This window comes from Micromonospora arborensis (assembly GCF_003205615.1).
In the GTDB taxonomy this organism is placed as follows: Bacteria; Actinomycetota; Actinomycetes; order Mycobacteriales; family Micromonosporaceae; genus Micromonospora; species Micromonospora arborensis.
Map to the genome: position 1 here is coordinate 57,496 of NZ_PYBV01000025.1, position 13,470 is coordinate 70,965.

A 13,470-nucleotide genomic window follows, 5' to 3' on the forward strand; every position below is an offset into this window, starting at 1 on the left:
CGAGAGTCCGCTTGTGTTCACAGATCGTATCGACGTCCTGGGTTGAACGACGTGAATGAAAACTGGTCACGGGCTCACGGCGGCGAGGTGACATCCCGGGCGAGGAGGGTAAGCGGGGGGCCGAGCTGGAAAGGGGTCGAGCATGCAGCTGTCCTTCCTGCGCCCGCTCTACGACCGTCCCGGGCCGTGGTGCTCGGTGTATCTGGATGCCTCCGCGGACACGGAGGATGCCCACGCCGCACTGGACCTGCGCTGGCGAGCCCTGGAGCGGCGCCTCATCGAACAGAGAGCCGACGAGGCGAGCATCGCCGCGCTGGACCGGGTGATCCGTGGGCACGACCCGATGGTCGGCGACTATGGCCTGGCGGTCTTCGCCAGTCACGGTCGAGTGGTGCTCTCCGAGTACCTGTCCGCGCCGCCACTGCGCGATCTGGCCAGTTTCGCGCCGCTGCCACACGTGATGCCGCTGCTCGCCCAACGGGGCGAACAGGTGGCCTGGGTGCGGGTGATCGCCGACCGGGTCGGCGCCGACGCGATGGCGGTCAGCGCCGGCGGGGTGCCCCGGCGGGCGCACGTCGCTGGGCGCGACGCGTACCCGCTGCGGCGGGCGAAGCCCGGCGGCTGGTCGCAGTCGCGCTACCAGAGGGCGGCCATGGAGGCCTGGCACCAGAACGCCGGTGACGTCACCGCCGCCACGGTGGAGCTGGCCGACCGGGTCGGGGCGGACGTGGTGGTGGTCGCCGGTGACGTCCGGGCCACCGGAATGATCGCCGCGCAGATGCCGGAGCGCTGGCAGGACCTGGTGGTCCGTACCGACGCCGGATCACGAGCCGGCGGCGCCGACCAGACGATGCTGGACGACCTCACCGTGCAGACCATCGCGGAGATCGCCGACCAGCGGATCAGCGCCGCCCTGGACAAGTTCGGCGTGCAGGAGGACGTGGGCGCCGGCCTCGACGCGGTCGTCTCGGCCCTGCAACGTAACCAGGTGGACACCATGCTGATCGTGGACGACCCGTCGGCCGACGGCGAGTTGTGGATCGGCTCGGAGGCGACCGAGATCGCCGTCGACCCGGGGCAGTTGGCCGCGATGTCGGTGGACGACCCGCAACGGGTACGCGCCGACGCGGCGCTGGTCCGCGCACTCGTCGGCACCGACGCCGCGTTGACCGTGCTGGGCGCGGACGAGGCGCCCGAGCTGACCGACGGCGTCGGCGCGGTGCTGCGCTACGTCGACCGGAGCACGCCGGGGCGCGGCAATGGCTGAGCGCCGCGTGGCGGACCTCGTGGTGCAACGGCTCCTGGCCTGGCGGGTGCCCCGCGTCTTCGGCTACCCGGGGGAGGCGATCGCCCCGCTGGTCGACGCGTTGGACCGTACCGGCGGCGATCCGGCGTTCATCCCGGCCCGGCACGAGGAGACCGCCTCGTTCATGGCCACCGGGCACGCCAAGTTCACCGGCGGCATCGGGGTCTGCCTGGCCACCCAGGGTCCCAGCGCCGTCCAGCTCCTCAATGGGCTGTACGACGCCAAGCTGGACAGCAAGCCGGTGGTGGCGATCGTCGGGGAGGACATCTCCGGGCCGCTCGGCGACGCGCACCAGGAGATCGGGTTGAGTCGGCTCTTCGGCGACGTCTGCAACCAGTTCGTCCGGTACGGCCGCAGCCCCGAGCACGTGGCGGCGCTGCTGGACCAGGCGTTCCGCACGGCGGCGGCGACGCGCAGCCCGACCTGCGTCGTGTTGCCCCGGCAGTTGCAGGAGGCCCTGGTGCCCGACCTGCAGGCGTCCGCCGTCGGGGTGGTCACGGCGACCCCGGGTGAGCCGCTGGCCCGGGTGCTGCCGCACGAGGTGGACCTCGACGCCGCCGCCCAACTGCTCAGTGGTGGCCAGCGCGTCGCGATCCTGGTGGGCCAGGGCGGTCGTGACGCGGCCGTCGAGATCGTCGAGCTGGCCGATCGGCTCGGCGCCGGCGTGGCCACCTCACTGCTGGGCAAGCCGATTCTCGACGAGCGGTTGCCGTTTCACACCGGGGTGCTCGGCGAGGTCGGCACCCCGGCCGCCGCCGAGCTGATGGGTGGCTGCGACACGTTGCTGATGGTCGGCACCAACGACCCGTGGACCGACTACTTCCCGATGCCCGAGCAGGCCCGCACGGTGCAGATCGACATCGACGGCCGACGGATCGGCACCCGCTACCCGGCCGACGTGCCGCTGGTCGGGGACGCCGCCGAGACGCTGCGGGCGCTGCTGACCCGTCTGCGCGGCCGGCCGGAGCAGCGGTGGCGTAGCACTGTGGAAGGTTCGGTGGACCGGTGGCGTCAGGTCGCCGCCGACCGGGCCGCCGCGCCCGCCGACCCGGTCAACCCGCAGCTCGTACTCCAGGAGCTGTCCGCCCGGATGCCGGGCACCGGCTCGGTCGCGGTCGACGTCGGGTCGGTCCTCTACTGGTACGCCCGGCACCTCACCCTGCCACCCGGGGTGAACGCGCAGCTGTGCGGCACCCTCGGCTCGATGGGCTGCGCGCTGCCGTACGCGGTGGCCGCCAAGCTCGCCGCCCCCGACCAGCCGGTGATCGCCTTGCTCGGGGACGGGGCGATGCAGCTCAACGGGCTCGCCGAGCTGATCACCGTGTCGCACCACTGGCAGAGGTGGGGTGATCCGCGGCTGGTGGTGCTGGTGCTCAACAACCGGGATCAGAGCGGCATGGGCGGCGGCCGGGAGATGTCCTCCGACCCGAGCCAGCGCCGCCCCGACGTGCCGTACGCCGGCTGGGCCCGCCTGCTCGGGCTGCACGGTGTGCGGGTGGACCGCCCGGAGCTGGTCGGCGCGGCCTGGGACGAGGCGTTGGCAGCGGACCGTCCCTGCGTACTGGAGGCCGTCGTCGACCCGGCGGTGTCGCTGGCGCCGCCGGAGCCGGCGTTCGCCGACCTGCGGGACCTGTACGCCGACGGTGCTCCCGCCCGGAAGGTCCGCGAACAGGTGGAGGTCACCGCGAACGCCGAAGATCTCGTTTAGCCGCCCTGGCCTCGGGCATCAGTAGCGGCCCGACGACGCTGGAGGTCCGATGTCCGAGCCCGCTGACCGCCGCTACGGCCCCGCGCCCCTGCCGCGGCCCCGCGGCCCGATCTCCGCGGCGGTGCTCGGCGCTCTGCGGCGCCCGCCGCACGACCTGCCGCCAGATCTCGGCGTCGACCTCGACCCGGCGGACCCGATCACGGACGAGGACCTCCAGCTGACCCTGTTCCTCTGCTACGAGCTGCACTACCGGGGCTGGCGGGGGGTGGACGAGGCGTGGGAGTGGCAACCGACGATGCTCGCGCTGCGGGCCCACGCCGAACGACCGTTCGAGGCGGCGTTGCGCCGGCTGGTCGGCTCGCCGTCGGTGCCCGCCGCCGGGGTGGCGGCCGGCCTCGCCGAGCTGGTCGCGGCCGACGACGGGCCGCCGCTGGCCGCGACGCTGCAACGCCGCGCCGACCTCACCCAGTTCCGCGAGTTCGTCACCCATCGCTCCGTCTACCACCTGCGCGAGGCGGACCCGCACAGCTGGGCCCTGCCCCGCCTCGGCGGCCCGGCCAAGGCCGCCCTCGTAGAGATCCAGACCGACGAGTACGGCAACGGTCGGCTGGACCGGATGCACGCCGAGCTGTTCCGGTGCACCCTGCAGCGGCTGGGCCTGGACATCACCTACGGCGCCCACCTGGACGAGGTGCCCGCGGTGACCCTGGCGACCAACAACCTGATGTCGCTGTTCGGGCTGCACCGACGGCTGCGCGGCGCGCTGCTCGGGCACCTGGCCGCGTTCGAGATGACCTCCTCGCTGCCGAACCGGCGCTACGGCAACGGGCTGCGCCGGCTCGGCTTCGACGAGGTGGCCACCCGCTTCTACGACGAGCACGTCGAGGCCGACGCGGTGCACGAGCAGATCGCCGCCCACGACCTGTGCGGCGGCCTGGTCCGCGTCGAACCGGCCCTCGCCCCCGACGTGCTCTTCGGCGCGGCGGCCGGGCTCGCGGTGGACCGGCTGTTCGCCGGGCACCTCCTGGACAGGTGGGCCGCCGGCCGCAGCTCGCTGCGGTCGCCCGCCCCGCCACCCCAGCCGTCCGCAGTGCTGCCGAGCGTGCCTATCGCCACGACGGCGTCGGCGGCTTTGGCGCCGCCGGCCGAGCCCGCCGTCGCCTGACCGGGTCAGCCCTCGCGGGTGGTGCCCGCGCGGAAGTTGACCACCTTGTGGGTGCCGTCGCAGAACGGCTTCAGCGCCGACTTCCCGCACCGGCACAGCGCCACCGTGCCCCGGCGCGCGTCGATGCGTTCGCCGCCCGGGGTGACCAGGTCGAAGTCGCCGCGGACCAGCAACGGTCCGTCCTCGTAGGGGGTGATCGTGGCGGCGGCGGGCTCGCTGGTGTCGTCGGTGCGCATGGCCCCGGAAGTGCCCGCCCTGGCCCCGGCGAAACCCGTGCCGCCGTCGCGGGGCGATCGCCCCCGGTCAAGCCGCTCCGACCGCCGGCGGCCGATCGTCGCCGAACGCCGGTGATGACCGGGGCACCCCGCTGACCAGCGGAATGTGCTGCCGGGTGGGTGATGCCCCGTTTGAACCCCATCGGTACGGGAAGCCGGGCCGCGTGGTGAGCGAACGAGGCAAGGTGGGGCCGGTGCACAAGGTGCACGAGGGGCTCACGGCCGATGGCGCCGGTCTTGCCGGCGACCGGGTCGTGGCCGCGGGCAGCGCCGCCCGGGTGCTGGTCGCCGCCACCGCCCGGGCGCTGCGTGGGGTGGACTGCGCCGACCTCGGGCACACCGGGCCGACGTCCAGGTTCCCGGGCGCTCCGGAGCCGGTACGCCGCGCCGCGGTCAGCCGGGCCGCCGGTCGGGTCGCGCTCACCGTGGCCCAGGTCGACGAGGTGGACGCCGCCCGGGTGGCCCGCTGGTTCGTCGACCAGTACCCCCGTCGGCGCTACCCCGGGGTGCTCATCGGTTCGCCGCACGGTGCGGCCGCACACCTCGCGGTGGCGCTCGGCGTGCCGTGGTTGCCCGCCGGCTTCGAGATGACCGTGCACTGGTCCGACGGCGCGGTGGACCGCCCGGCGGACGCCCTGGAGCACGGCGCGGCACTCGCCACCCGGCTGCTCGCCGGCAACGCCGACCTGCACCTGCGCCAGGTGCACTGCCCAGCCAGCCGTGGCCCGCTGACCGGGGCGACCGTGTCGCTGACCGCCGCGTGGAGGGCCCTACCGGCCGCGTACGCGCAGTTTCTGGCCGACCGGCTGGTCCCGGGCGCCCCGGTGCTGCTGGTCCGGGACGCGCGCACCTGGCCGGTGCTGGAGCGCGGCCCCGGCCACAGCTTCCAGGTCGGCTGCCCGGCCAGTGGGCTCGACCCGGTCGACTTCCACCCGGACAGCCACGCGCTGCGGCAGGTGCTGCGCTCCGTGGGTGGCGACGCGGCCCGGTGGGAGCCACCCGAGGTGTCCGTGCCGTCGGGTTACGCCGAGCACGGCGTCGACTCGGGCTTCGAGCTGGCCGCGCGGGACTGGTCGGCACGGCACGAGCACCCGCTGCACCGGGTGCTGGTGCCAGGGCCCGCGGCGCTGAGCGCGGGCGTGGCCGACCTGTACCGGCGGTGGCTGCGCCGCGCCGGCAAGACCGGTGACCGGCTGGTGGTGGAGTGCGGCCGGTTGCTCGATCCGTGGCAGGTGGTGCGGGCGGGGCTGGTGCCGTACTGGTGTGAGAACGCCACCCGGCGCAGTGTCGACGAGGCCGAGTGGTGGCTGGCCGGCAGCGAGGCGTTCAGCTCGGTGGACGTGCTGCCCGAACCGCCCGGGGTGCGCTCGCCCGCCCTGGCCGGGCTGCCGCAGTGGCTGGCGGTGGCCGGGTTCGGACGGCGGCGTCGGGCGTTGGACCGGACCACCGCGCGGGGCTACCCGGTCACCTCGGTGCCCACCCGCCGGGCCACCGAGGTTTTGCGTGCCCAGCCGTACGACCTGCCCGCGCCGCCCCCGCTGGGGGTCGCCGAGGCGTTGGCCGTGCTCCGCGACAGCGGCGGCCACCAGGGGTTGCTGGTCTCCTGAGGCGAAGCACGTCGAAACTTCCTCGCGAACCCGGGGTCCCGTGATTGAGTACCTACGGAGCGGGAACATCGCTGGCTGCGACGGCCTGATTGCGCTGCGCAGAGGCGGTGTCGCCCGCTGGCATCCCAGTCACTGACCCACTTTTCCGGCCCGGTGCGTGGCTCGACCACGCGCACGACCGGTTTCCCGATCCGGGCGGGGGACCTTCCTGAGGGAGGCGCGGATGTTCGGACAGACGAGCACGACCACGACCACACCACCGCCCAACGATCGGGGTCTGGAGGACCTCGACGCGGCGGCACTGGCGTACGCGGCCCGGATCGCCGGGCTCCCGCCGGAGCGGCGGGGGGAGGCCCGGGACGACCTGGTGCGCTTCGCGCTGCCGTTCGCCGGGCGGCTGGCCCGCCGGTACCGGGGACGTGGGGAGCCGCTGGAGGACCTGGAGCAGGTGGCCCGGCTGGGGCTGGTCAACGCCGTCGACCGGTATGACCCGGAACGGGGCTCGTTCACCGCGTACGCCGCGATCACCATCGTGGGGGAGATCAAACGGCATTTCCGGGACCGCACCTGGGGCGTACACGTGCCCCGCCGGCTGCGTGACCTGATCCTCGAGGTGGGGCAGGCCACCGCCGCACTGACCAGCGAGTTGTCCCGCGCGCCGTCGGTGGCCGAGCTGTCGGCCCGCCTGGAGACGCCGGAGGAGGAGATCCTCGCCGCGTTGGAGTCGGCGGCCGGCTACAGCCCGGCCTCGCTCAACGCACCGGTGGGCGGGGAGAGCTCCGCGGAGTTCGGTGACCTCGTCGGCGAGTCGGACAACGCGTTGGAATCGGTCGACGACCGGGTGACGGTGAGCGGTCTGCTGCACCGGTTGCCCTGGCGTGAGCGGCGGATCCTGGCGATGCGCTTCTACGGCAACCAGACCCAGGCGGAGATCGCCGCCCGGTTCGGCATCTCGCAGATGCACGTGTCCCGGCTGCTGTCGCGGGCGCTCACCTGGCTGCGCCAGGCGATGCTCGCTGACGCGCCGCCGCCGTGGCAGAACGGCGCCGCCGAACCCGACCCGGGCAAGACCCGGATCTCGGTGAAGCAGAACGGCGACCGGGTGGTCGTCGAGGTCGGCGGCGAGATCGACCGCGACGGCGCGGACCAGTTGCGCCGGGCCATGCTGGAGGCGGTCACCGGTCAGCCCAGCGAGGTGGTCGTCGACCTGGTCGGCGCGGGTGGGTTCGACGCCGGTGGGATCGCCGCGCTGATGGCCGGGCACGAGGCGGCGGAGCGGACCGGGGTGCCGCTGCGACTGACCCGGGTCCAGCCCGCGGTACGCCGCTCACTCACCGCCGCAGGCCTGGCGGCCGCCCGGGACTGAACCGCCGCCGACGCCGTCCGAGGCCACGGCAGGCACGTCGACACGATGAGGGCCGACACCCAGCGGGTGTCGGCCCTCACGGCGTACCCCGGTCAGTGTTCCTCGGGGTTGCCGTCGCTGTGCGGGTGGCGCCAGCGTTCGTGCGGCTTCGGCGCGTCCTCGGCGTCCTTGGGCGCGTCGCTCTGCTCGAAGCTCGGCCGGCGGACGCCCTCGGGCTCCGGCACATCCACCGGCCGGGCACCGGAGCGCGGCGCCGGCTGGTAGTCGGTCGCGTCCTGGGCGCCGTGCGCGCCCTCGGCGGCCGGCGACTCCGGGGCGTGGTGTTCCAACCGAAACTCCTCGGCGAAGTGTTGCGGCGGCTTGGTGGTGCGCTGGGGCAGGTCCCGGCCCAGATCGGCGACGAGCGGGCCGTACTTCAGGTCGAACGCGGGGCGTTCGGACCGGATCCGGGGCATCCGGTCGAAGTTGCGCAGCGGCGGCGGGCAGCTGGTGGCCCATTCGAGGGAGTTGCCGAAGCCCCACGGGTCGTCCACTGTCACCATCGCGCCGTAACGCCAGGACTTCCAGGCGTTGTAGATGAAGAAGAGCGTGGACAGGCCGAGGATGAAGGCGAAGATGCTGGAGATGGTGTTGAGCGTGGTGAATCCGTCGCTGGGCAGGTAGTCGGCGTACCGGCGGGGCATGCCCTCGTTGCCCAGCCAGTGGTGCACCAGGAAGGTGCCGTGGAAGCCGATGAACATGGTCCAGAAGTGCGCCTTGCCGAGTCGTTCGTCGAGCAGTCGTCCGGTCATCTTGGGCCACCAGAAGTAGTACCCGCCGAAGAGCGCGAAGACCACGGTGCCGAACACCACGTAGTGGAAGTGCGCCACCACGAAGTAGCTGTCGTGGGTGTGCCAGTCGACCGGCGGGCTGGCCAGCAGCACCCCGGTGAGACCGCCGAGCAGGAAGGTGACCAGGAAGCCGATGGCGAACAGCATCGGTGTCTCGAAGGTGAGCTGCCCCTTCCACATGGTGCCGATCCAGTTGAAGAACTTCACGCCGGTGGGCACCGCGATCAGGTAGCTGAGGATGCTGAAGAACGGCAGCAGCACCTGGCCGGTGGCGAACATGTGGTGCGCCCAGACCGTCATGGACAGCACGGTGATCGCGATGGTGGCCAGCACGATCCCGGTGTAGCCGAAGAGCGGCTTGCGGGAGAAGACCGGGATGATCTCGGTGATGATGCCGAAGAACGGCAACGCGATGATGTATACCTCGGGGTGGCCGAAGAACCAGAACAGGTGCTGCCAGAGCATCGGGCCACCGGTGGCCGCGTCGTACACGTGCGCGTTGAGCAGCCGGTCGGCGGACAGCGCCAGCAGCGCGGCGGCCAGCAGCGGGAAGACGAGGATCACCAGCACGCTGGTGAACAGCATGTTCCAGGTGAAGATCGGCATCCGGAACATGGTCATCCCGGGGGCGCGCAGGGTGAGGATCGTGGTGATCAGGTTGACCGCGCCGAGGATGGTGCCGAGCCCGGAGATGACCAGGCCGACCACCCACATGTTCGCGCCCACCCCGGGGCTGTTCTCGACGCTGCTGAGCGGGTTGTACGCGGTCCACCCGAAGTCCGCCGAGCCGCCGGGGGCGAGGAACCCGCCGACCACCATCAGCCCACCGAACAGGTACAGCCAGTAGGCCAGCGCGTTGAGGCGGGGGAACGACACGTCCGGTGCGCCGATCTGGATCGGCACGATGAAGTTGGCGAACCCGAACGCCGCGGGCGTGGCGAACAGCAGCAGCATCACCGCGCCGTGCGAGGTGAAGAGCTGGTTGTACTGCTCGGAGGAGAGGAACTGCATCCCCGGGCGGGCCAGTTCGGCGCGCATCAGCATCGCCTGTAGCCCGGCCAGCAGGAAGAACCCGAAGGACGTCAGCAGGTACAGCAGGCCGATCTGTTTGTGGTCGGTGGTCGCGAGGAACTTGATCAACGAGCTGCCGGGGACCGGTGCCCGTACCGCTCCGGGGAACCCCCCGAAGCGGGCCGGTGCCAGGATCGCCGGGCCCCGATCGCGACCGGGTTCCGTGGTTACCCGCTTGGGCATGGCTGCTCACCCCGTCGTGACGGCAGAAAGGACGGGCGTGCCTACCCGACCCTCTCACCATGTAACCAGCCCAGAGCGGGAATTTCGGTCAGATCGCCAGTACCGGCGCGAGCGGCTCGAACGGTCAGGTCGCCGGCAGCATCGCCCAGACGGCCTTACCCGGACCCGCCGGCACGCTGCCCCAGCGCTGGGTCAGCTCCCGCACCAGCAGCAGGCCCCGGCCACCCTCGGCGTACAGATCCGTCCCGCCCGCGCGGGCCTGGGCGCTGCTGCCGTCCACCACCGCGAGGTGCAGGTACGGCCGGCGCAGGGTCACCGTCACCTGCATCGGCGTGCCGGCGTGCCGGACCACGTTGCCGACCAGTTCGCTGAGCACCAGAGCGGCCGGGCCGGCCGCGTCGGGCAGGTTCCACCGCGCGCACGCGTCGGTGACCAGGTCCCGGGCCCGCCGGCAGGCCCCGGCCACCGGATCCAACCGAGCCCGCATCCGCAACGCGGACGTCGCGCCGGCCGCCCGGGTCGCCTCGGCGCAGTCCGACGACACCGGGACCACCCGGCAGGTGGTCGACTCGGCCAGCCACCGCGCGGCCACCGGCGAGGGTGAGCAGAGCACGACCGGCACGGCCGGCCACTCCTCGGCCCGGCGGGCGGTCGCGGCGAAGACCGACAGCGCCAGCCGGTCCCGAACGTCGACCTCGGCCAGGTCGACCACGAGCGCCTCGGTCCCTTCGACGAGAGCGCCGTTGAGCGCCTGGTGCACCGACCGCATGGTGCCCAGGTCCAGTGCGCCACGGAGCCGGACGACCGCCACCGGTGCCGTGGCGCGCACGTCGCAGGTGATCCGGCTGGACATCGGCGCCCTCGATTCGCTGCTGGGTCGGGATCTGCCAACTACCCGAGGCCACGCGACACCAAACCGGGCCGACGGCGGAGCGAGGCAGGTCACGGCCCGCCTCGGCAGGTCACCGACGGGGCCGCCCGGTGAGGAGACCCAACGCGATCATGCCGACGCCGAGGCCCAGGTGCAGCCAGCCGTCGGCGTCGTTGACCGGTAGGACGTTCGCCGCGGTGTCGTGGTCCACCGCCAGCCCGTACAGCCACAACACCAGGTAGACGGCGCCGCCGCCGATCAGGAACGCCCGAGCGCCGGTGACCGTCCGCGCCAGCACCAGACCCGCCACCCCGAACGCCAGGTGCACCAGGTTGTGCAGCACCGACACCTGGAAGACGCCGAACAGGTACGCGCCGGAGCCGTGGCCGGCGAAGCGCAGGGCGTCCATCCCGGTGGTGATCCCCGGCACGAAGCCGAGCGCGCCGACCAACAGGAACAGCACCCCCACCGACGCCGCCGCGCGGCGGACCGGCGGTTTGCCGTCGGCCGGGTTGGGGCGGGCCCGGGAGTGCGCCATCGGTCCGACCATCACCGGCTCCTCGCTGGGCGGCGGGCATGAGCGCTGCCGGGCTACCCGCTGCCGCCACCGACAAACCGCCGCCGACGCTCAGGCCGGGCCGACGGTCAGGCCGGGAGCAGCCGTGCCGCGCTGGTCCCTTGGCGGACCCGCTCGTACAGCTCGACGTAGCGCTGCGCCATCACCTCGGGGGTGAACCGCTGCGCGGCCACCCGCCGGCACTCGTCGGGGTCGAGCAACTCGGCGGAGAGTACGAGATCGTCCAGTTCCTCCTCGTCGGTGGTGAGCAGCCCGGTGCGGCCGTGCTCGATCAGCTCCGGCAGGCAGCCCCGGCTGGTGGCCACCACCGGGGTTCCCAGGGCGAGGGACTCGACGACCGCCGTGCCGCCCGGCTCCTCCCACCGCAGCGGGAACAGCGACGCGCGGGCAGCGGCCAACAGGTCGTCGCGCTCCTGACCGGCCACCGTGCCGACCCAGCGAACCAGGTCACCGTCGACGTGCGGCGCCACCTCGTCGAGGAAGAACCGCACGTCCGGGTTCTGCCGCGCCTCGTCGCCGGCCGCCGCCAGATCGGCCGGCCGATGGTACGGGCCGACCGGCCCCGCCAGCACCAGCGGCAACCCGACCCGATGCGCGAGACGGGCACCCACGTCCTGCCCCTTGCCCGGGTTGATCCGGCCCAGGATGAGCAGGTGCTCGCCCTTGTCCGGTCGGGGCCGCCGGTCGGCGTCCAGGGCGAGCGGGGTGGACAGGTGCACGTGCCCCACCGAGTGCTCCCGCAGCGCCAGGGGGGCCCGGGCCAGCTGCGACGCGGAGACGCCGTTGACCCGGACCCGGTCGCCGCCGTCCAGGCTGCCGTAGAGCGCCGGGTGCTTGGCCAGGTCCCAGTGCAGGGTGTGCAGGGTCGGCGGGCCGGCCGGTCCCATCGCGGCGAGGGTGGCCAACCCGACCGCCTCCACGTGGTCGTGCACCAGGTCGATGTCGTCGCGGGAGTGCAGCTCACGAACCACCCCGGCGAGGTGCGCCTGGGCGATCCCGCAGACCTGGTTGTACGGCCGCTGCAGGGCCGCGAACTGCCCGTCCGCGAAGACCGACACCTGCTCGTCCACCGGCAGGGTGCTGCTGCCCACCGAGGCGAGCACCACCCGTACACCGAGTCGCCGCAGCTCCGGCACCAGCGTGGCGATCACGTTCTCGATGCCGCCGTAGCCGGGCGGTGGCACCGACAGCCACGGGCCGGCGTTCATCAGCACGGTCAGGCTCATTCCGCCCGTCCCTTCCGGCCGCTTACTGTGCGCCCGGTTCGCGACTGCGGGGCTCGCAGGATCGGCTCACTCCTCGCGGTCACGGTGCCTCCGGTTCGCGACTGCGGGGCTCGCGAGATCGACTCACTCCTCGCGGTCACGCGGCGGCCACCCGCCGGCGGGGCACCCGGTGGCGCAGCTCGGCCAGCGGCGGGCGCTCCTCGATGGACACGTCACTCACCACGATCTCGCGGTCGAGGTTCGGCAACGTGTCCGAGCCACCGCGACGGAACTGGGTCAGCATCGCCTCCGGCGCCAGCCCGGGGGTCGCCCACCCGCGCCGCTGCAACCGGGACCAGGCGGTCAACATGATCTGCGCGGACATCCGGCCGAGGGCCGCCGTGTCCTGGTGCCGGTGCTTGCGCTCACCGAGGTCGACCTGCGCCATCGCGTCCAGGCCCACCAGGTCGAGCAGGTCGATCATCATGGCCGTCTCCACGCCGTACCCGGAGACGAACGGCACCTGGGCCAACACGTCGCGGCGCCCCGCGTACTCGCCGGCGAGGGGCTGCACGAAGCCGGCCAGTTCGGGCCAGAAGAGATTGAGCAGCGGTCGGGCCATCAACTCGGTCACCCGGCCCCCGCCGTCCTGCTCCACGTTGGCGGTGCCCACCAGCGGCCGGTGGTAGAAGCCCTTCACGAAGTCGACCGACGGGTCGGTCAACAGCGGGCCGAGGAGCCCGCTCACGAAATGCGGCCGGAACTCCCGCAGGTCGGCGTCGATGAACGCCACCACGTCACCCTCGGCGGCGGCCAGACCGGCCCAGAGCGCGTCGCCCTTGCCGGTCAGCCGGGGCAGCCCGCGGGTCATCGCGTCCTGGCTGACCACCTCCGCGCCGGCGGCACGGGCCACCTGGGCGGTGCGGTCGGTCGAGCGGGAATCCACCACGATCAGCTCGTCGACCAGGGCGACCCGATCCATCAGGTGCTCCCGGATGGTCGACACGATCGCGCCGACGGTGGCCTCCTCGTTGCGTGCCGGCAGCACCACGCTGACCCGGGTCCCTCCCTTGGCACGCAGCAGCCGGCGTGCCGGCCAGTCCGCAGCAGACGTCGTCCGGTACGTGGCCCAGGCCTCCACCACCGGTGACACGCTCGGTGTCGTATCCCGCACGGGCACCCCTCCGTTCGAGCGTGGAAAAACCGAAATTGGTTGTTCCCATTCCTCAGCGCGCGCTAACCGCTTTCTTGGCAACAGCTTGATCACGGGGGTGACGCTGCCGCGTTCCCGGGGGATGAACGTTTG

General features: G+C 72.9%; 11 protein-coding genes. 5 read left to right on the plus strand and 6 right to left on the minus strand.

All coding sequences use genetic code 11. The features are described from left to right. Positions 1-142: 142 nt before the first annotated feature. Genes C7C45_RS20045 through C7C45_RS20055 form a run of 3 tightly spaced genes read left to right on the plus strand, consistent with a single transcriptional unit; the run spans position 143 to position 4,179 of the window. A complete protein-coding gene (locus tag C7C45_RS20045; RefSeq protein WP_110565219.1) occupies positions 143-1,267 on the plus strand; it encodes a baeRF2 domain-containing protein in 1,125 nt (374 codons plus the stop codon). Then, complete coding sequence (locus C7C45_RS20050; protein ID WP_110565220.1) at positions 1,260-3,014, plus strand: thiamine pyrophosphate-binding protein; 1,755 nt, start codon at positions 1,260-1,262, stop codon at positions 3,012-3,014. The genes C7C45_RS20045 and C7C45_RS20050 overlap by 8 nt, the downstream gene beginning before the upstream one ends. 49 nt (positions 3,015-3,063) lie before the next feature. Continuing rightward, positions 3,064-4,179, plus strand: a complete 1,116-nt coding sequence (locus C7C45_RS20055; protein ID WP_110565221.1) for an iron-containing redox enzyme family protein — start codon at positions 3,064-3,066, stop codon at positions 4,177-4,179. 5 nt (positions 4,180-4,184) lie between these two features. On the opposite strand, the gene C7C45_RS20060 is transcribed toward C7C45_RS20055, so the two are convergent. Next, positions 4,185-4,415 (minus strand): CDGSH iron-sulfur domain-containing protein, encoded by a 231-nt coding sequence (locus tag C7C45_RS20060; protein WP_110565222.1) that lies wholly within the window; start codon positions 4,413-4,415, stop codon positions 4,185-4,187. A 203-nt stretch (positions 4,416-4,618) separates the two neighbouring features. Between C7C45_RS20060 and C7C45_RS20065 the strand changes: the two genes are divergently transcribed. Both C7C45_RS20065 and C7C45_RS20070 read left to right on the plus strand, forming a co-directional pair. Then, complete coding sequence (locus C7C45_RS20065) at positions 4,619-6,061, plus strand: hypothetical protein (protein ID WP_244200465.1); 1,443 nt, start codon at positions 4,619-4,621, stop codon at positions 6,059-6,061. Between the two features lie 223 nt (positions 6,062-6,284). Next, the gene (locus C7C45_RS20070; protein WP_110565223.1) at positions 6,285-7,427 is read left to right on the plus strand and encodes a SigB/SigF/SigG family RNA polymerase sigma factor; all 1,143 of its coding nucleotides are present in this window, start codon (positions 6,285-6,287) and stop codon (positions 7,425-7,427) included. 92 nt (positions 7,428-7,519) lie between these two features. Here the strand turns inward: C7C45_RS20070 and ctaD are convergent, their stop codons facing one another. From ctaD to C7C45_RS20095, 5 genes are all read right to left on the minus strand, one after another. Next, a complete protein-coding gene (gene ctaD, locus C7C45_RS20075; protein WP_110565224.1) occupies positions 7,520-9,511 on the minus strand; it encodes an aa3-type cytochrome oxidase subunit I in 1,992 nt (663 codons plus the stop codon). Positions 9,512-9,635: 124 nt separating this feature from the next. After that, positions 9,636-10,364 (minus strand): STAS domain-containing protein, encoded by a 729-nt coding sequence (locus C7C45_RS20080; protein WP_110565225.1) that lies wholly within the window; start codon positions 10,362-10,364, stop codon positions 9,636-9,638. A 109-nt stretch (positions 10,365-10,473) separates the two neighbouring features. Then, positions 10,474-10,932, minus strand: a complete 459-nt coding sequence (locus C7C45_RS20085) for a DUF4383 domain-containing protein (protein ID WP_110565226.1) — start codon at positions 10,930-10,932, stop codon at positions 10,474-10,476. Positions 10,933-11,027: 95 nt separating this feature from the next. Next, positions 11,028-12,185, minus strand: coding sequence for a glycosyltransferase (locus C7C45_RS20090; RefSeq protein WP_110565227.1), 1,158 nt, complete (start codon positions 12,183-12,185; stop codon positions 11,028-11,030). 136 nt (positions 12,186-12,321) lie between these two features. After that, the gene (locus C7C45_RS20095) at positions 12,322-13,305 is read right to left on the minus strand and encodes a glucosyl-3-phosphoglycerate synthase (RefSeq protein WP_244200469.1); all 984 of its coding nucleotides are present in this window, start codon (positions 13,303-13,305) and stop codon (positions 12,322-12,324) included. Between the last annotated feature and the right edge of the window lie 165 nt (positions 13,306-13,470).

What these genes read in the sequence shown, in the direction of transcription:
- C7C45_RS20050 (WP_110565220.1), top strand. Translation starts at nt 1,260, where the DNA reads ATGGCTGAGCGCCGCGTGGCGGACCTCGTGGTGCAACGGCTCCTGGCC.
- C7C45_RS20090 (WP_110565227.1), bottom strand. Translation starts at nt 12,185, where the DNA reads ATGAGCCTGACCGTGCTGATGAACGCCGGCCCGTGGCTGTCGGTGCCA.
- C7C45_RS20055 (WP_110565221.1), top strand. Translation starts at nt 3,064, where the DNA reads ATGTCCGAGCCCGCTGACCGCCGCTACGGCCCCGCGCCCCTGCCGCGG.
- C7C45_RS20060 (WP_110565222.1), bottom strand. Translation starts at nt 4,415, where the DNA reads ATGCGCACCGACGACACCAGCGAGCCCGCCGCCGCCACGATCACCCCC.
- ctaD (WP_110565224.1), bottom strand. Translation starts at nt 9,511, where the DNA reads ATGCCCAAGCGGGTAACCACGGAACCCGGTCGCGATCGGGGCCCGGCG.
- C7C45_RS20045 (WP_110565219.1), top strand. Translation starts at nt 143, where the DNA reads ATGCAGCTGTCCTTCCTGCGCCCGCTCTACGACCGTCCCGGGCCGTGG.
- C7C45_RS20080 (WP_110565225.1), bottom strand. Translation starts at nt 10,364, where the DNA reads ATGTCCAGCCGGATCACCTGCGACGTGCGCGCCACGGCACCGGTGGCG.
- C7C45_RS20085 (WP_110565226.1), bottom strand. Translation starts at nt 10,932, where the DNA reads ATGGTCGGACCGATGGCGCACTCCCGGGCCCGCCCCAACCCGGCCGAC.
- C7C45_RS20070 (WP_110565223.1), top strand. Translation starts at nt 6,285, where the DNA reads ATGTTCGGACAGACGAGCACGACCACGACCACACCACCGCCCAACGAT.